General features: G+C 64.9%; 17 protein-coding genes. 3 read left to right on the forward strand and 14 right to left on the reverse strand.

What is annotated here, in order from left to right; all coding sequences use genetic code 11:
• Position 1: 1 nt before the first annotated feature.
• The 9 genes from ccmI to ccmA form a co-directional block, all read right to left on the reverse strand.
• Entirely contained in the window at positions 2–949 is a 948-nt protein-coding gene (ccmI, locus tag FZZ93_RS09720; RefSeq protein WP_149322132.1) for a c-type cytochrome biogenesis protein CcmI, read from the reverse strand.
• Entirely contained in the window at positions 946–1,473 is a 528-nt protein-coding gene (locus tag FZZ93_RS09725; RefSeq protein WP_149322133.1) for a cytochrome c-type biogenesis protein, read from the reverse strand. The genes ccmI and FZZ93_RS09725 overlap by 4 nt, the downstream gene beginning before the upstream one ends.
• Positions 1,461–1,991 (reverse strand): DsbE family thiol:disulfide interchange protein, encoded by a 531-nt coding sequence (locus FZZ93_RS09730; RefSeq protein ID WP_149322134.1) that lies wholly within the window; start codon positions 1,989–1,991, stop codon positions 1,461–1,463. Before FZZ93_RS09730 ends, FZZ93_RS09725 begins: the two co-directional genes overlap by 13 nt.
• Positions 1,988–3,991: a heme lyase CcmF/NrfE family subunit gene (locus tag FZZ93_RS09735; RefSeq protein ID WP_149322135.1), complete on the reverse strand. Its 2,004-nt coding sequence runs from the start codon at positions 3,989–3,991 to the stop codon at positions 1,988–1,990. The genes FZZ93_RS09730 and FZZ93_RS09735 overlap by 4 nt, the downstream gene beginning before the upstream one ends.
• A 12-nt stretch (positions 3,992–4,003) precedes the next feature.
• Positions 4,004–4,507 carry a cytochrome c maturation protein CcmE gene (gene ccmE / locus FZZ93_RS09740; RefSeq protein ID WP_149322136.1) on the reverse strand — a complete coding sequence of 168 codons (504 nt, stop codon included), beginning with the start codon at positions 4,505–4,507 and terminating at the stop codon, positions 4,004–4,006.
• Positions 4,504–4,710, reverse strand: coding sequence for a heme exporter protein CcmD (ccmD, locus tag FZZ93_RS09745; protein WP_149322137.1), 207 nt, complete (start codon positions 4,708–4,710; stop codon positions 4,504–4,506). The genes ccmE and ccmD overlap by 4 nt, the downstream gene beginning before the upstream one ends.
• The gene (locus FZZ93_RS09750) at positions 4,710–5,450 is read right to left on the reverse strand and encodes a heme ABC transporter permease (RefSeq protein WP_149322138.1); all 741 of its coding nucleotides are present in this window, start codon (positions 5,448–5,450) and stop codon (positions 4,710–4,712) included. Before FZZ93_RS09750 ends, ccmD begins: the two co-directional genes overlap by 1 nt.
• 15 nt (positions 5,451–5,465) lie before the next feature.
• Positions 5,466–6,113, reverse strand: coding sequence for a heme exporter protein CcmB (ccmB, locus tag FZZ93_RS09755; RefSeq protein ID WP_407650235.1), 648 nt, complete (start codon positions 6,111–6,113; stop codon positions 5,466–5,468).
• A 70-nt stretch (positions 6,114–6,183) separates the two neighbouring features.
• Complete coding sequence (gene ccmA, locus FZZ93_RS09760) at positions 6,184–6,828, reverse strand: cytochrome c biogenesis heme-transporting ATPase CcmA (RefSeq protein ID WP_149322140.1); 645 nt, start codon at positions 6,826–6,828, stop codon at positions 6,184–6,186.
• A gap of 204 nt (positions 6,829–7,032) precedes the next feature.
• Here ccmA and lexA point away from each other — a divergent pair, with 204 nt between their 5' ends.
• Together lexA and FZZ93_RS09770 are read left to right on the forward strand one after the other, a co-directional pair.
• Positions 7,033–7,509, forward strand: coding sequence for a transcriptional repressor LexA (lexA, locus tag FZZ93_RS09765; RefSeq protein WP_149322141.1), 477 nt, complete (start codon positions 7,033–7,035; stop codon positions 7,507–7,509).
• Positions 7,509–8,135: an IMPACT family protein gene (locus FZZ93_RS09770; protein WP_149322142.1), complete on the forward strand. Its 627-nt coding sequence runs from the start codon at positions 7,509–7,511 to the stop codon at positions 8,133–8,135. Before lexA ends, FZZ93_RS09770 begins: the two co-directional genes overlap by 1 nt.
• Here FZZ93_RS09770 and olsF read toward each other — a convergent pair.
• From olsF to FZZ93_RS09790, 4 genes are all read right to left on the reverse strand, one after another.
• Complete coding sequence (olsF, locus tag FZZ93_RS09775; RefSeq protein WP_149322143.1) at positions 8,095–9,891, reverse strand: bifunctional ornithine lipid synthase OlsF; 1,797 nt, start codon at positions 9,889–9,891, stop codon at positions 8,095–8,097. The genes FZZ93_RS09770 and olsF overlap by 41 nt on opposite strands.
• Before the next feature lie 149 nt (positions 9,892–10,040).
• On the reverse strand, positions 10,041–11,366 hold the full coding sequence (locus FZZ93_RS09780; RefSeq protein WP_149322144.1) for a sodium ion-translocating decarboxylase subunit beta: 1,326 nt from the start codon (positions 11,364–11,366) through the stop codon (positions 10,041–10,043).
• A gap of 32 nt (positions 11,367–11,398) precedes the next feature.
• Positions 11,399–13,213, reverse strand: a complete 1,815-nt coding sequence (oadA, locus tag FZZ93_RS09785) for a sodium-extruding oxaloacetate decarboxylase subunit alpha (protein ID WP_149322145.1) — start codon at positions 13,211–13,213, stop codon at positions 11,399–11,401.
• A gap of 74 nt (positions 13,214–13,287) precedes the next feature.
• On the reverse strand, positions 13,288–13,539 hold the full coding sequence (locus FZZ93_RS09790) for an OadG family protein (protein WP_149322146.1): 252 nt from the start codon (positions 13,537–13,539) through the stop codon (positions 13,288–13,290).
• Between the two features lie 160 nt (positions 13,540–13,699).
• On the opposite strand from FZZ93_RS09790, the gene FZZ93_RS09795 reads away from it, so the two are divergent.
• On the forward strand, positions 13,700–14,737 hold the full coding sequence (locus FZZ93_RS09795) for a tRNA dihydrouridine synthase (protein ID WP_246146178.1): 1,038 nt from the start codon (positions 13,700–13,702) through the stop codon (positions 14,735–14,737).
• Between the two features lie 5 nt (positions 14,738–14,742).
• Here FZZ93_RS09795 and FZZ93_RS09800 read toward each other — a convergent pair whose 3' ends face one another.
• Complete coding sequence (locus FZZ93_RS09800) at positions 14,743–17,901, reverse strand: efflux RND transporter permease subunit (protein ID WP_149322147.1); 3,159 nt, start codon at positions 17,899–17,901, stop codon at positions 14,743–14,745.
• Positions 17,902–17,951: the final 50 nt, after the last annotated feature.

The raw sequence follows: 17,951 nt of genomic DNA on the forward strand, positions 1-17,951 counted from the left end.
ATCAGTCGACCACCCTGTCGATGGCGGCATCGGGCGAAGCGCCGCCATTCGTTTGCGTATTGCCTGGCTTCCCGTTGCGCGCCTGCCCACTGGCCGCCAGGCGTTGCTGCGCGGTCTCGATGCCCTGACGCAGGGCATCGGCGGAACGCGTGTCGCCCATGCCGGCAATGGCCCGGCGCCAGCGCTCGATGGCCAGCCGATAATTGCCGTTCTCGAAGGCATCGATTCCCAGCATGCCCAGTATCGTGGGCTGATCGGGGGCTTCGGCGAGCACCTCGTCGACCAGCGACTGAACATCCTCGTCGAGCGTGCGTCCCGCGGCGAAATAGCGCAACTGCGCCAGCTCGGCCAACAGCGCCGGACGCCGCCCTTCCAGCTCGATCAGCCGGCTCAGGGTCGACTCGGCGTCCTCGACTTGCCCGGTATCACGATAGAGCGGGAACAGCGCACGCCAGACGTTGACGTTCTCCGGCTGCCGCGCGGCCTGGATCTCGAGCGCCTCGACCAGTTCGGTCACCGACGCATCGGGTTTCTGCAGAACCTGCTGCTGGGCGGCACGCAGTGCCAGGTCGCCCTCTGCACCCTCGTGGCGATACCAGAACACGCTGGCCACCACCAGACAGATCATCGTCACCGGCACCAGCAGGCGCCCCGACAGTGCGGACTTCAAGGGCGAGCGACGCGAGCGTTCGGTATCCTCGAGCAGGCCGCGCTCCAGCTCCAGCCGATCCTCCTCGAAGCGCTCGGCATCGATGTCTCCCCGCGCCAGGGCCGCTTCGAGCGAGGCCAGGCGACGCCGGTAGATCGCTACATTCTGCTCGGTACCCGGTTCGCTCTGCTCGGCGGCGCACTGGGCCGCGCGCACGCCCTCGGCGCGGCGCAGGGGCACGATCAGCAACCACAAGGCCGGCAGCAGCAGGATGGCGAAGGCGAGCCAGAGCTGAGTCATTCGTTCCTCTCGTGATGAACCGGGTCGTGATGAGCCGGGTCATGGTAAACGGTATCGTGATGCGCGCCCTGGCGGTTGACGAGAGAGTCGAGCCGGGCACGCTCGGTCTCGCTGAGCCCGCGGGCGGCGACATGGCGACGTGCACGCACCAGCAGGATCACCAGCACGATGCCGAGCACCACCAGCGCCGCAGGCAGGCCCCACAGCAAGAACGTGCGTCCCTCGAGGCGCGGATTATAAAGCACATAGTCGCCGAAGCGATCCACCATGAAGTCGAGAATTTCCTTGTCCGAGCGTCCCTGCTGCAGCTGTTGGTAGACACGCTCGCGCATGTCGCCGGCGATGGGCGAGTCGGAGTCACCGATCGACTGGTTCTCGCACTTGGGGCAGCGCAGCGTCGCCGTGAGATCACGGTAGCGCTGCTCGAGGACAGGATCGTCGAACTGGCGCACTTCCACGGCGGCCAGGGCCGGCAGCGACAGCGCCGCCAGCAGGATCAGCAGCCAGACACTCACTCGCGCCATTTTTCCACCTCCGGCATGATCACGCGGGACACGTCTTCGGGGGCAATGTAGCCGGTGTGGTGATAGCGGATCACCCCCTCGGCATCGACCAGGAATGTCTCCGGCGCGCCGTAGACGCCGAGATCGAAGCCCAGGCTGCCCTCGGGATCGAAAATATTGATCTCGAAGGGATCGCCGAACTCTTCGAGGAAGTCGCGGCCCTTGGCCCGGGTATCCTTGTAGTCGACCCCCACCAATCGTACGCCGCGCTCGGCCAACTCGAGCAGTTGGGGCATCTCCTGCTTGCAGGTCGGGCACCACTCGCCCCAGACATTGACCAGGGTCACCTCGCCCTCGAGCAGAGAGGCGTCCACCCGGCGTTCGGGATCGGCCAGGGTAGCGAGATCGAACGCCGGGAAGTCCCGAGCCACCATGGCCGAGTCGCGGTACGACGGATCCATCGACAGGCCGCGGTACAAAAAGCCCCCCAGCACGAGAAATCCCAGCAGCGGCAGCAACAGCAGCAGACGACGCCTCATGCGCTGGCCTCCTGTGCGTTCTTCAGGGCGGCACGCTCCGGGTCGCGGGCGGTGACCGCGCGGCGATAGCGACGATCAATCACCGCCAGCAGGCCACCGATGGCCATCAGCAGGGCACCCAGCCACAACCAGCGTACCAGCGGCTTGTACTGGAGCCGCAAGGCCCAACTGCCATCACCCAGTTCTTCGCCCATGGCCACGTAAAGGTCACGCAGCGGCCCCGGGCGCAAGGCGACATCGGTCATCGGCATGCCGGTGGCAAGGTAAAGGCGCTTCTCTGGTGTCATCACGAAATGCCGATCGTCATCGCCGCGTTGCACCTCGAGGCGGGCCGTTTCGGCGACGAAGTTGGGCCCGCGACGCTCGCCGAGCTCGGTCAGGGTGAAGGTATAGCCGGCCAGGCTGGCCGTATCGCCGACGCCCATGCGGACATTGCGCTCGACGGCGTAGTTGGCGACTACGCTAACGCCGATGATGGTCACCGCCACGCCCAGGTGCGCCAGCAGCATGCCCCAATAGGCCAGCGACAGCTTGCGCAGGGCGGCCAGCCTCGAGGTGCCCTGGCGCATTCTGTCCAGCAGGCCACGCAGCATCGGCAGTACGATCCACAGCGCCGCCGCCAGCCCCAGCGAGACCCGCAGGTTCCACTCGCCGTCGTACAGCAGCGGTATCGCTCCGGCGATGACCAGGGCCATACCGCCAGCCAGCCAGGTGCGCCGCCAGAGCGTTCGTGCGTGCGTACGCTTCCACTGCGCCAGCGGCCCCAGCCCCATGAAGATGCAGAGCAGCACCGTCAGCGGCACGAACAGGGCGTTGAAGTAAGGAGGCCCGACGCTGATCTTGCCCAGCCCGAAGGCATCGAGCAGCAGCGGATAGAGAGTGCCCAGCAACACGGTGACCGTCATGACCACCAGCAGGATGTTGTTGATCAACAGCAACGCATCGCGGGACAACCAGGCGAAGCCCGTCCGCTGGCTGACCCGAGGTGCGCGCAGCGCGAACAGCAGCAAGGACGCGCCCACGGTGATACCCAGCAGCACCAGGATGAAAAGCCCCCGCGACGGATCGTTGGCGAAGGCGTGCACCGAGGTGAGCACGCCCGAACGCACCAGGAAGGTTCCCATCAACGACAGCGAGAAGGTCGAGATGGCCAGCAGCACTGTCCAGCTCTTGAAGGCCCCACGTTTCTCGGTCACCGCCAGGGAATGGATGAGCGCGGTCCCGGCCAGCCAGGGCAGCAGGGAGGCATTCTCCACCGGATCCCAGAACCACCAGCCGCCCCAGCCGAGTTCGTAATAGGCCCACCAGCTGCCCAGCGCGATGCCCACGGTGAGGAAAGCCCAGGCGACATTGGTCCAGGGCCGTGCCCAGCGCGTCCAGGCGGCATCCAGGCGACCGCCCAGCAGCGCGGCGATGGCGAAGGCAAAGACCACCGAGAAGCCGACATACCCCATGTAGAGCATCGGCGGGTGAATGATCAGGCCAACGTCCTGCAGCAGCGGATTCAGATCGGCGCCATCGGACGGCACATCGGGCAGCAGCCGCGCGAAGGGGTTGGACGTCGCCAGCACGAAGACCAGAAACCCCGTGCTGATCAGCCCCATCACGCCCAGCACCCGGGCCAGCATGTCCCTTGGCAGTTCCCGGGAAAAACGCGAGACGGCATAGGTCCAGGCGCCGAGGATCAGGCTCCACAACAGTACCGAACCCTCGTGGTTGCCCCAGACGGCACTGAACTTGTAGTACCAGGGCAGCATCGAGTTCGAATTGTTGGCCACCGTGGCCACGCTGAAGTCATCCAGTAGATAGCTGGCCGTTAGACAGGCGTAGGCAACGATCAAGAAGGCAAACTGGCCGGCCGCCATGGGACGCGCATAGGCCATCCACAACGGTCGGCGGGTCGCCGCCCCGGCCAGCGGCACACACGCCTGAACCGCCGCCATCAACAGGGCGATGATCAAGGCAAAATGGCCGATCTCAGGGATCATTTCGATCAGCATGGCGACTCCACATCATTCCTGGTCGACACGCCGCTCGGCGTCCAACCGTTCGCCCACCTCGGCGGCCTTGTCCTGGTAGTCTTCCGGCGCATAGCCGGCTTCCTCCAGGGCTTCGGCCACCTCAGGCGGCATGTAATTCTCGTCGTGCTTGGCCAGCACCTCGTCGGCGCGCACCCAGCCCTCCGGTTGCAGCCGGCCGACCACCACCACGCCCTGCCCTTCGCGGAAGAGGTCAGGCAGGATGCCGCTGTAGCGCACCCTGACGTCCTCGACGTAATCGGTGACGGTGAAGGTCACGTCCAGGCTTTCCGGATCACGCTTTACAGAGCCTTCCTTGACCATGCCGCCGGCACGAATCTGCCGTTCCAGCGGGGCGTCTCCGGCGACGATCTGCACCGGGCTGAAGAACAGGTTGATATTGCTGCGCAGGGCATAGAGCGTCAGCCCCACCGCGACCGCGACCAGGGCGACCATTCCCAGGATGACGAACAACTTCTGCTTGCGCCTGGCCCTCATGAGCTCACCTCCCTGTTCGCGTCACCTGCCTGGCGGCGCTCACGTCGCGCTCGGCGGCGCAGCTCGCGCCACAGCCGTCGGCGCTCCAGGCGCAGATGCAGCACCACGCCGATCAACAACAGCAAGGTGGCGCCGTAGGCGGGCCAGACATAGGCCGCGTGACCGCCCATGGCCAGGAAGGCAGCGAATGAATCGAAGGCCATCAGCCATCCTCCCCGGCCAGCTCGCGTACCCAGCGCTTGGCGGATTCGCGATGCAGGATCACGCTGCGCGTCCGCGTCAGGGTCACGGCGATGAAGAAGCTATAGAAGCCCAGCACCATGATCAACAACGGCAGCCACATCTCGACGGGCATCGCCGGACGCGAGGTAATGGAAAAGGTGGCGGGCTGGTGCAGGGTGTACCACCACTCCACAGAATACTTGATGATCGGGATATTGATTACGCCGACCATGGTCAGCACCGAGGCCGCCCGCGAGCCGCTGTCGCGACCGTCGAAGGCGCCCCGCAGGGCGATCACCCCGATGTACAGAAAGAACAGGATCAGCATCGAGGTCAGACGGGCGTCCCACTGCCACCAGGTTCCCCAAGTCGGCACGCCCCACACCGCGCCGGACAACAGCGCCACGAAGGTCATGCCGGCGCCCAGCGGGGCCATCGCCGTGGCGGCCATGTCGGCCAGCTTGATCTTCCAGACCATGAACACCAGCCCGGCCAGCGCCATGGCGACGAAGATCGACTGGGCGAGAAAGGCCGCCGGCACATGGACATAGATAATGCGGAAGCTGTTGCCCTGCTGATAGTCGGCCGGCGCGAAGGCCAGCCCCCAGACGACACCCGCTCCGATCAGCACCGCCGCCGCCGCCCAGAACCAGGGCGAGAGCCGCGCGCTAAAGGCATAGAAGCCTTTCGGGGAAGCAAGTTTGTGAAAGAAGGCCCACATTGACGTGACGATACCTCAACCGTTGAGACTGATACGCAGCGACGCCGCGATCGCCCAGGGCGCGAACACCAGCGATACCGCCAGCAATGCGCCGAGCAAGGCCAGATGCGCTGCCACGCTGGTGCCCGCGATCGCCGCCTGGACGGCACCGGCGCCGAAGATCAGCACCGGCACATAGAGTGGCAACACCAAAAGCGACAGCAGCACACCGCCCCGAGAAAGGCCGACGGTCAAGGCCGCGCCGATCGCGCCGATCACACTCAGCGTGGCACTACCCAGCGCCAGCGACAGCACCAGCACCGCATAGCTGCCGGGCGGCAGCGACAGCATGACGCCCAGCACCGGCGCCATCAATGCCAGTGGCAAACCGGTCGTTAGCCAATGTACCGCCACCTTGGCCAGCGCCATCAGCGGCAGCGGTTGAGCCGCCAGCAGAAGCTGTTCGAGAGTGCCGTCCGCGAAGTCGTCGCGAAACATGCCATCCAGCGACAGCAAGGCCGCAAGCAGCGCTGCCACCCACAACAGGCCCGGCGCGATGGTTGCCAGCAATTCCGGATCCGGCGAGATGCCGATCGGGAACAGGGTGATTACCAGGGCGAAGAAGGCCAGGGAGTTGAACGCCGCTCCGGGACGTCTCAGCAGCGCCAACAGATCCCGGCGCATGGTCGCGAGCAGGGCAAGCGCAACGCTGGCCTCCGGCTCCCGACCCCGCGCATAGCTTTTCGGGCTGGCCTCAGGACGCGACATTGCCCTTCCCCTCGCCCAGCCGCACGCGACACATCGGCACCGGTATATCCAGAGCCTGGTGCGTGGTCAGCACCACACTCCCCCCACCTCGCACATGAGCCGCCAGCCGCGCTTCCAGATCGGCCACGCCCTCGCGGTCGATGGCGGTAAAGGGCTCGTCGAGCACCCATAGTGGGCGCGGCGTCAACTCGAGGCGTGCCAGCGCTACCCGCCGCTGCTGACCGGCGGAGAGCTGACCAGCGGGCAGATCTTCGAAGCCTCGCAGCCCCACCATTTCCAGGGCCGACATCCGTTGCGCCTCGGTGCCACCGGTACCGGCCATGGCCTGATACCAGGCCAGGTTCTCGAGCGGCGTCAAGGCCGCCTTGACGCCGGGAGCATGGCCGAGATACAGCAGACTGGCGAGAAAGTTCCGGTGAACGCGTCGCAGCGGCGCGTCCCGCCAGAAAATTGAGCCCTCGTAATCCGCCAGTTGCCCGGACAGAATCTTGAGCAGGGTCGTCTTTCCGCTGCCGTTCGGCCCTTCGACACGCAGGATCTCACCACTGCGGATCTCCAGGTCGAGATCGCGAAACAGCCAGCGACCATCCCGCTCACAGGCCAGCTTTCGGGCTTGCAGACGCAGGCTCAAGGTACACTCCGAACCAGGGGAATCTGGCCAAAAACTGTACACGGAAAAGGTTTTCATCGCCAGTATACAAAGATACCGAAAAGATGAGCCCATGATGCTCGACGCCAGCGAGGGCAACCGACTCTTGCCAGATTCATATCGCCTGCTATGCTGACCAAGTACTGTATGAATCGACAGTCATCGCCAACAGAGAGACGTCGCGCCATGCCAAGTTCCACCGCACAAGCACAGTACCTGCTCCGCCAGCCCAATCTGCCCCTGGCCTCCTCCTGGTCGCCCATCGACGCCGATGAACTGGTGGAGATTCCCCTGCTCGGCCGTGTCTCGGCCGGCATGCCCATCGAGGCCTGCCTGGACGCCGGCAGCATCGAGGTGCCCACGCGCATGGTCAGGCGCAACACCTACGCCCTACGGGTGCACGGCAACTCCATGATCGATTGCAACATCTTCGACGGGGATGTGATTATCATCGAGCGTCGCGAAAGCGCCGAGAACGGCGAAACGGCGGTGGTGATGATCAATGATCAGGAGGTTACCCTGAAGAAGTTCTATATCGAGAAGTCCGGCGTGCGACTGCAACCGGCCAACGAAGAGATGGCGCCCATCTATCTGCGCAACAGCGATATCCAAGTGCTGGGGCTGGTGATGGGTGTGGTGCGTCAGCCGGATCTGGCCGCCTGATGCGCTACGCCGTTCCTGACCTCGCCGAGGGCGCCTGGCGCGAAACCGAGCTGGAAATCGAGCGCAGCCGCTTCATCACCTGGACCGCACACACCCCGGACGCGACCGCCTTCGAGGCCCTGCTGGCCGAGGCGCGTCGCGCCCATGCTGGCGCCAGCCACCATTGCAGCGCCTTCATCGCCGGCCCTCCCGGCGAACAGAACGCCATCGGCTTCTCCGACGACGGCGAGCCCGGCGGCACCGCCGGTCGGCCCATGTTCCAGGTGCTGGAAGGCGCCGGGCTCGGGCAAGTCGGCTGCGTGGTCATCCGTTATTTCGGCGGCATCAAGCTCGGCACGGGCGGCCTGGCGCGTGCCTACGCCCAAGCGGTCAGCGAGGCGCTCGACAGCCTGCCCAAACGCGAGGTCGTCGAACGCATGCCCTTGAGCCTGAGGGTCGACTTCGCCGGCGAAGCCGTGGCCCGCGCCTGGTGTAGCGCGCACGACATTCCTATCGAACACGCCGACTACCAGGCCGACGGCGTGACGCTGACCCTCGGCTGGCCGAGCGATGTAGAGCGCGACCTCGAGCCACTCAATGCCCGGCTCAAGGGGCGAATGACGCTGCTCGAGCCTCTCCAGCAATAGCAGCCCGTTCCGCGTCCGCCTGCCGCGTGGCACCCTGCCGTGTCGTCGTGCCGATATAACGCGCTCGCTTCTCCGGCTTGAGCCGCGTGACGTCGACCACCACCAGGCCGTCGGTGCAGTAGCCGAAGCCGGCATCCACGCCAAAGGCCAGGAAGCGAGCCCCGCCAGGTTCGGCAACATCGATGTACTGCTTGTAGAGGGCCGGCACGCCGGCGCCCATCGTCTGAAGGGCATGGCGCAGGCGCCGGAAATCCTCCTTGGCATCGTCACCCCGTAGCAACCGCTCCACTTCCTGCTGCCCGGCCCGCGACAGTCGGTAGGGAGCCCGGGGCCGGATCCGGGTCTCGCCGTCGCCATGGTAATGCTGGTAGTAGCCCACCAGCAGCTCCTTGGCCAACGGCGGCATCAGGTTGGGAATGGTCACCGGCCCGAACAGCCAGCGCACCTCGGGGTGCTCGCGCAGGTAGGCCCCCAGGCCGACCCAGAGATAATCCAGGCTGCGCCGCCCCCAGTAGCGCGGCTGCACGAAACTGCGCCCCAGCTCCAGGCCATGACGCCACTGCTCCCAGGGCGCCTGCTCGAGCTGGAAGATCGTCGAGCTATAGAGCCCTTCCGGGCCATGACGATCGAGGATCGCGCCGACCTCGCCCAGCCGATAGGCGCCGGCGATCTCCAGATCCTGTTCGTCCCACAGGATCAAGTGGCGATAGTGGTTGTCGAAGTCGTCCAGATCGCGCTTGTTGCCGGTTCCCTCACCGACGCGGCGAAAGGTGATCTCGCGTAGACGACCAATTTCACGCATCACCGCCGAGTCGGGCCGGCTATCGAACAGCAGGATCCGCTTGCCATCCGCCGTCTCGCCCAGGCGACACGCCTCGCGCAATTCCTCGCGCAGACGCTGGCGGCTCTCCGGCCGGGCGATGCCGGTCTCGCTGACGAACACGCCCTTGCGGCCACGTCCCAGTCGATACACATGCTTGCGCAACAGCTTCAGCTTGACCGGCGTGGTCAGGTCGTCACGATCGAAGCGTTCCAGCGGAATCAAGCCGCCCACGCGCAGGGCGATCTGACGATCGCGCTGACGGAACATCTCGCTGGGCAACATCAGGGTCCCGAGCGGTGCGCTCAGCGATGCCAGGCTGTAGAAGCGCGAAGAATTGCGACCGCCCACGTGCACCGGCAGGATCGGCGAATTGGTGCGCCGCGCCGCATGCAGAAAGCCCGACAACCACTTGCCGTCGCGAATCCCGGCAGGGCCGGCCCGCGACACCTCGCCGGAGGGGAAGACGATCACCGCCCGATCCTCCTCCAGTGCGCCGATCATGCGTTCCAGGCTGCGCCGAAAGCCCTTCCGCGACAGGTTGTCCACCGGCAGCATCACTTCGCGCAACGGCTCGATCTGCAGCAAGAGGTCATTGGCCAGGATCCGCACATCGGGACGCAGCTCGGCCACCATCTTGATCAGGGCCAGGCCATCCAGAGCCCCCATGGGGTGATTCGCCACGATCACCACCCGGCCGGTGGCGGGAATGTTGTCGCGATCCCGGGACGACAGAGTGTAGCCGAACCGGAAATAATCGAAGACCTGGTCGATGAATTCGAGCCAGCCCAGTCGCCCATAGCGGGCCAGGAAGGCGTTAACGTCACGCTCGTGCACCAGCCGGCGCAGGCCGGCAACCAGCGGCCTGCGCATCCAGGCAGGCCAGGCCGCGATGCGGGGGGACTTGCCCAGCAGGGCACTTTCGATATCGATCATCCGACACTCGCTCCAGTCGGGCGCCGCAGCGCCGATGCCTCAAGGCTAGGAGCGGAAGATGACAGGAGGATGGCGTCCCCAGAACGCGATACGGCGCCCCTCGAGGCGCCGTATCATCATCGTGGCAGGAAAAGGTGCGTCATGAAGGGTCAGCCGAGATACTTGATCATCACCCCGGCGGCCACTGCCGAACCGATGACGCCGGCCACATTGGGCCCCATGGCATGCATCAGCAGGAAGTTGTGGGGGTTGGATTCCAGCCCCACCTTGTTGGAGACCCGCGCCGCCATGGGCACCGCCGAGACCCCGGCGGAGCCGATCAGTGGATTGATCGACTGCTTGCTGACCGCATTGAGCAGCTTGGCCATAAGAACACCGCAGGCGGTGCCGATGGCAAAGGCCACCATCCCGAGCGCCAGGATGCCCAGCGTCTCCAGCGCCAGGAAGCGATCCGCCATCAGCTTGGAACCTACCGAAAGCCCGAGGAAGATGGTCACGGTGTTGATCAGGGCATTCTGAGCGGTATCGGAGAGCCGCTCCACCACACCGCACTCGCGCATCAGGTTACCGAAGCAGAACATCCCCAGCAGGGGCGCGGCATCCGGCAGGAAGAGCACAACCAGGATCAGCAGCGCCAGCGGAAAGACGATCTTCTCCAGCTTGGACACCGGCCGCAGCTGGGTCATGGTGATCTCGCGCTCCCGGGTCGAGGTCAGCGCCCGCATGATCGGCGGCTGAATCAGCGGAACCAGTGCCATGTAGGAATAGGATGCCACGGCAATGGCCCCCAGCAGCTCCGGCGCCAGCAGACTCGAAACATAGATCGAGGTCGGCCCGTCGGCACCGCCGATGATGCCGATGGCAGCGGCCTGCTTGAGCGAGAAATCCATCACGCCCATCGCCGAGAGCCCCACCGCGCCGAGTAGCGTGGCGAAGATGCCGAACTGGGCGGCGGCCCCCAGGAAGAGGGTGCGCGGATTGGCCAGCAGCGGACCGAAGTCGGTCATCGCGCCAACACCCATGAAGATCACCAACGGCGCCACGCCGGAGGCAATAGCCACGCTGTAGAACTGATGCAGCATGCCGGGGGCATAACCGGCATCGGCAGCCGCGTCATTGGCGGCGCGCACCAGTGCCGGCGAAGTGTCGCCGTGCAGCGTCTCGGTCAATAGATGCCGCGCACTCTCGATTCCGGCGGCCGGGTCCAGTGTCATTCCGAGCGCCGAGGCCAAGCGCTCGAGTACCTGAGGACCGGCCTGGTGGGCAGCCTGCTCGGCGGCCGACAGGGCCAACCCCGCCTCGGGGATATTGGCCAGGATGCCACCGAAGCCGATCGGCACCAGCAACAGCGGCTCGAACTTCTTGTTGATCGCCAGGTAGAGCAGCACCAGCCCGACCAGGATCATCACACCCTGGCCCCAGCCCAGGTTGTAGAGCCCGGAGCCGTGCCACAGGGTCAATAGCTTGTCTGTCATGAATCCATCCTTGATGAAGCGCCGAAGGCTTTCTAGAGAACGATCAGTTCGTCGCCCACGGCCACGCTGTCACCTTCGCTGACCTTGATCTCCGAAACAGTGCCGGCACTGGCGGCACGCACTTCGGTCTCCATCTTCATGGCCTCGAGGATGATCACCACATCGCCCTCGGCGACGCTGTCGCCCGGCTTGACGTTGACCTTGAAGATGTTGCCCGCCAGGGGTGCCGTGATGGCCTCGCCCGAGGAAGCGGCCGGCGCCGACGGTGCCTGAGGGGGCGCGGCCTGCTCCTGCACACGGTCGATCTCACCGCCCTCGGCGACCTCGACCACATAGGTCTTGCCGTTGACCTTGACGGTATAGGTCTCGGGATCGGTCGACTCGGCGGCCGGCGCCTGGGCCTTCGCCGGCGGCGTGGTCGTCGGAGCGGCGCCACGTTCCGGTGCCTGAGGCGCCGGCTCGAAGGCCTCGGGATCGTCGCGATTGGCGAGGAACTTCAGGCCGATCTGCGGGAAGAGCGCATAGGTCAGCACGTCATCGATACGCTGCTCGCCCTCGGCCAGGCGGATGCTGTCTTCGCTGGCCTTGCTCGTCAGTTCCTCGGAAAGCCGCTCCATCTCCGGTGACAGGCGATCCGCCGGACGTTCGGTGATGGGCTCGGCGCCTTCGAGAACGCGTGCCTGGAGCTCCTGGTCGAAGGCGGCGGGCGCGGCGCCATACTCGCCCTTGAGCAGGGCCTGCACTTCCTTGGAGATGGACTTGTAGCGCTCACCCATCATCACGTTCATCACCGCCTGGGTGCCGACGATCTGCGAGGTCGGCGTCACCAGGGGGATGTAGCCCAGATCCTCGCGTACCCGGGGAATCTCGGTCAGGACGTCGTCGAGCTTGTCGCCGGCTCCCTGCTCCTTGAGCTGGCCCTCCATGTTGGTCAGCATGCCGCCCGGCACCTGCGCCACCAGAATCCGCGAGTCGATGCCCTTGAGCGCCCCCTCGAAGGCGGCGTACTTCTTGCGCACCTCGCGGAAATAGCCGGCAATATCCTCGAGCAGTTCGAGGTCGAGCCCGGTATCGCGCTCGGTGCCCTTGAGGATGGCCACCAGCGACTCGGTCGGGCTGTGACCGTAGGTCATCGACATCGAGGAAATGGCGGTATCGACGTTGTCGACCCCCGCTTCCACTGCCTTGAGCGCAGTGGCCGTGGACATGCCGGTGGTGGCGTGACAGTGCAAGTGGATGGGAATGTCCAGCGCCTTCTTCAGGCGCGACACCAGCTCGAAGGCATCGTAGGGCGTAAGCAGGCCCGCCATGTCCTTGATCGCCAGGGAATCGGCGCCCATGTCGGCGATGGAACGCGCCAGCTCGACCCAGCTTTCCATGGTATGGACCGGGCTCACGGTATAGGAAATGGTGCCCTGGGCATGGCCTTCATTGGCTCGCACGGCCCGGATGGCGCGCTCCAGGTTGCGCGGGTCGTTCATGGCATCGAAGACACGAAACACATCGACCCCGTTGGTCTTGGCCCGCTCGACGAAACGATCGACCACGTCGTCGGCGTAGTGACGATAGCCGAGCAGGTTCTGGCCCCGCAGCAGCATCTGCTGGGGCGTATTGGGCATGGCCTCTTTCAACGCCCGTATCCGCTCCCACGGATCCTCACCGAGGTAGCGGATACAGGCGTCGAAGGTCGCACCACCCCAGGATTCCAGCGACCGGAAACCGACACGATCGAGCTTCTCGGCAATCGGTAACATGTCGTCCAGGCGCAGGCGCGTGGCAAACAGCGACTGATGGGCATCGCGCAACACTACATCGGTGATGCCGAGCGGGCGGGCGTTTTCATTCATGCGGGTTTCCTTATCGTTGTATCTGAAATGAGTCGTCATGAAACGAAGGGCAAGGAAAGCGATTCCCTTATCGCTCAGCGTCGGTGACGACGGCGATGGCGGTGCACGGCGGCGCTGATCGCGGCCATGACGTCATCATCGCGAGCTGCAGCCGACCGACCTGAGGTCGACGAAGGATGGGCCGGCACCGGCTCCGGGAAATATCGCCCGATGACCCAGGACATCAGGGTCGTGGTAATCACCAGAACGGTCAGGAAGACGAATACGAACCCCATGCCGAGCCCCATCAGGGCAAAGCCCTCGTTCAATAACTGCGTATCCTGCATGCGGTCTGCTCCTCGTTCGCGCCGCCATCCGGATATGCCGATGACGAACACATGAATGCTGAGGCTATAACCTGCCAACCTCGCAATGAATTACAATGACGCCATGGTGGAAGTCGACGTTGTTAATTTACTACATGATGGTCGTATCGGCCTAGCCCCCATGGAAGGGGTCATCGATGCCGCGACACGCGACCTGCTGACCCGCACCGCCGGCATCGACTGGACGGTGACCGAATTCGTGCGCGTGGTGGACGCTCGCCTGCCGCCGCGTGTCTTCCTTCGTCACTGCCCTGAACTGGCCGCTGGACCTCCCTGCACACCCAGCGGCGCCCCCGTGCACCTGCAGTTGCTGGGCTCGGATCCCGCGGCTCTAGCGGCCAACGCACGCCAGGCGCTCGCGCTCGGCGCGACGAGTCTCGATCTCAACTTTGGCTGCCCCGCCAAACTGGTCAACCGACACGACGGGGGCGCTTCCATGTTGCGCACCCCGTGGCGTCTGCGCACTGCCGTCAGCGCCGTCCACGACGCCGTGGGCGACGCCATTCCGGTAACGGCCAAGATCCGCCTGGGATTCGCCGATCGACGCCTGGCACTGGACTGCGCCCGCGCCACCGAGGACGGCGGCGCCAGCCAACTGGTGGTTCACGCCCGCACCCGCAACGAGGGCTATCGCCCACCGGCGCACTGGGAGTGGATCGGCCGCATTCGCCACCGACTGTCGATCCCGGTGATCGCAAACGGCGACATCTGGACTCTCGAGGATTACTGGAAGGCCCGCACCCTCTCGGGCTGCCGCGATGTCATGCTCGGTCGCGGCGCCCTGGCCGACCCCGGCCTGGCACCCCGCATCCGCCATTGGCAGGGTACCGGCGAACACCTTCCCCCGACTCCCTGGTCCGATAAGGCCAGTCTACTGCTCGAATATGCTGCAATGCAGCGTAGCATACTTTCACAGAAAGCCGTGGTGGCTCGACTAAAGCAGTGGATGAACCACATGCGCGGACGAGATCCCGAAGCGGCACGCTGCTTCCAGGCCCTGCGGCGCATCACGGATCTGGATGATTTCCTGGCGGGACTACGGGCCTCGGCGACGTCAGAAGAACCGGACCCGATAGGGCAAGCATCCATGGCAACGAGGCACGAGCCAATGGCCCGCGCCTCGCATGGTTCAGACAGTGAAGAGGCCCTTCACGCCTGATAGCTTCACGCTTGATAGCCTTCCGCCGCCGGCTGTGCCCGCTCGCCGCGCGTCACCAGCTTGCGCAACGCGACATAGAACACCGGCGTCAGGAACAGCCCGAACAGCGTCACGCCGAGCATGCCGGCGAAGACCGCCACGCCGAGCGCCTGACGCACCTCGGCACCTGCGCCGCTGGCCAGCATCAGCGGAGCCACCGCGGCAGTGAAGGTGATCGAGGTCATGATGATCGGCCGCAGGCGCAGGCGGCAGGCTTCCAGCGCTGCCTCGACGATACCGCGCCCTTGGCGCTCCAGCTCTCGGGCAAACTCGACGATCAGGATGGCGTTCTTGCATGCCAGACCGATCAATACCACCAGGCCCACCTGGACGAAGATATTGTTGTCGCCCTTCATGAACCACACACCGAGCAACGCCGAAAGCATGCACATCGGCACGATCAGAATCACGGCCAGTGGCAGGGTCCAGCTCTCGTAGAGCGCGGCCAGGGCCAGGAACACCAGCATCACCGACAGCGGGAACACCACCAGCGCGGCATTGCCCTGGGTGGCCTGCTGAAAGCTCAGATCCGTCCACTCGATGTCCATACCATTGGGCAACACCGTGGCGGCGAGTTCCTCAAGCGCCTCCATCGCCTGTGTCGAGGACAGTACCCGTGGATCCGCTTCACCGGCCAGGTCGGCGGCGGGATAGCCGTTGTAGCGCAATACCGGATCCGGCCCGAAAGTCTGGTCGATCCGCACCATCGAGCCGATCGGCACCATCTCGCCGCTCTCGTTGCGGGTACGCAACTCGGCTATGTCCTCGACATCGTCGCGAAAGGAAGCATCGGCCTGGGCGATCACCTGCCAGGTGCGGCCGAACTGGTTGAAGTCGTTGACGTAGGTCGAGCCGAGATAGGTCTGCAACGTATCGAACAGCGCCGTCAGCGGCACACCCTGGGTCTTGGCCTTGACCCGATCGACCTCGGCATCCAGTTGGGGCACGTTGGCCTGATAGCTGGTGATCGGAAAGCCCATGCCCTCGGTCTGCGCAATCGCACCCTGAAAGCCCTGTACCGCGTTCTGCAGCGCCCCGTAGCCCAGGCCAGCACGATCCTCGACGAACATCTGCCAGCCGTTGCCATTGCCCAGCCCCAGGATCGGCGGCGGCATGAACGAGAAGGTAAAGCCGTCCTGCAAGCCGGCGATTTTCTGGTTGATCTCGGCGTTGATCTCGGCCGCCGAGCGACTTCGCTCGTCGAACGGCGATAAGGTCAGGAAGACCACGCCGCTGTTCGGCGTATTGGTGAACTGCAGCGCATTGAGCCCCGGGAAGGCGATCGAATGCGTTACTTCCTCACTCTCCATGGCAATATCGCCGACCTGGCTCAACAGCTCATCGGTACGCGACAGCGAGGCTCCTTCCGGCAGCTTGACGCCAGCGATCAGGTACTGCTTGTCCTGGGTCGGAATGAAGCCCGGCGGGACCGCCTGGAACATCAGCCCGGTCCCCACCAGCAACAGCGCATAGACCGCGAACACGGCACCCCGCCGATGCAACGATCGCGCGACCGCCCCCTGATACTTCTCCGAGCTGCTGCCGAAGAAGCGATTGAAGGGGCGGAACACCCAGCCGAGCAACAGGTCGATCAAGCGCGTCAGCCGATCCCTGGGCGCATCATGTGGCTTGAGCAGCATCGCCGCCAAGGCTGGCGACAGGGTAAGCGAGTTGATCGTGGAAATGATCGTGGAGATGGCGATGGTTGCCGCGAACTGACGGTAGAACTGCCCGGTGACGCCGGACAGAAACGCCATCGGCACGAAGACCGCGCACAGCACCAGGCCGATGGCGATGATCGGGCCAGAGACCTCTCTCATCGCCTGATGCGCAGCGGCCAGCGGCGCCAGGCCATCCCCGATGTTGCGCTCGACATTCTCGACCACCACGATGGCGTCATCGACCACGATGCCGATCGCCAGCACCAAGCCAAACAGGGTCAAGGTATTGATCGAGAAGCCCAGCAGGTAGAGCACAGCGAAGGTGCCCACCACCGATACCGGCACCGCGATCAAAGGAATGATCGAAGCACGCCAGGTCTGCAGGAAGAGCGTAACCACCAGCACCACCAGCAGCACCGCCTCGAGCAGCGTCTTGATCACCGACCCGATCGAGTCGCGCACGAAGATGGTAGTGTCGTACACCGCCTCGTACTCGACGCCTTCCGGGAACCACTGGGACAGCTCGTCCATGGTGTCGATGACCTGCTCCTGGATTTCCAGGGCATTCGCGCCCGGCGCCTGAAAGACGCCGATGGCGACCGCGTCGTTGCCATCCAGTTGCGAGCGCAGGGTGTAGTCGCCGGCCCCGAGCTCCAGTCGAGCGACATCGGCCAACCGCACGATTTCGCCATTGGCGCTGCTCTTGAGCACAATATCGCCGAACTCCCGCTCGGTGGTCAGGCGCCCTCGGGCATTTATCAGAGTCAGGAAGTCACTGTCGGGCATGGGTTCGGCGCCGAGTTGGCCGGCCGAGACCTGGACGTTCTGCTCGCGTATCGCTCCCACCACGTCGCTGGCCGTCAGCCCCCGCGCGGCAACCTTGTCCGGGTCGAGCCAGGCCCGCATGGCGTAATCGCCACCGCCAAAGATCTGCGCCTCCCCGACCCCCTGGAGGCGCGCCAACGCATCCTTGACGTGCAGCCGTGCATAGTTGCGCAAGTAGAGCGTGTCGTAGCGACCATCGGGCGAGGTCAGGTGCACGACCATCAAAAAGGTCGGCGACTGCTTCTGCGTGGTCACGCCCTGTCGTCGTACATCCTCGGGCAACCTCGCCAGCGCCTGACTGACCCGGTTCTGCACCTTGACCGCCGCATCATCCGGATCGGTACCGGGGCGAAACGTCACGGTCATCTGCAGCACGCCATCGGAGCCGGCCACCGACTTGAGGTACATCATGTCCTCGACACCGTTGATCGACTCTTCCAGCGGGGAGGCCACTGTCTCGGCGATGACCTTGGGGTTGGCCCCCGGATAGGCCGTGCGCACCACGACCGAAGGCGGCACCACGTCCGGATACTCGCTGACCGGCATCAGCGGAACGGTGATCACGCCAGCGACAAAGATGAGAATCGACAGTACCGCAGCAAAGATTGGACGGTCGACGAAGAACTTCGCAAAATCCATGGCAATGCCTCCCCTTCGGGCCGGACGCCCGGCGCCCACCCCAAGGTCTG

It is taken from the genome of Halomonas eurihalina, from assembly GCF_008274785.1.
Classification (GTDB): domain Bacteria; phylum Pseudomonadota; class Gammaproteobacteria; order Pseudomonadales; family Halomonadaceae; genus Halomonas; species Halomonas eurihalina.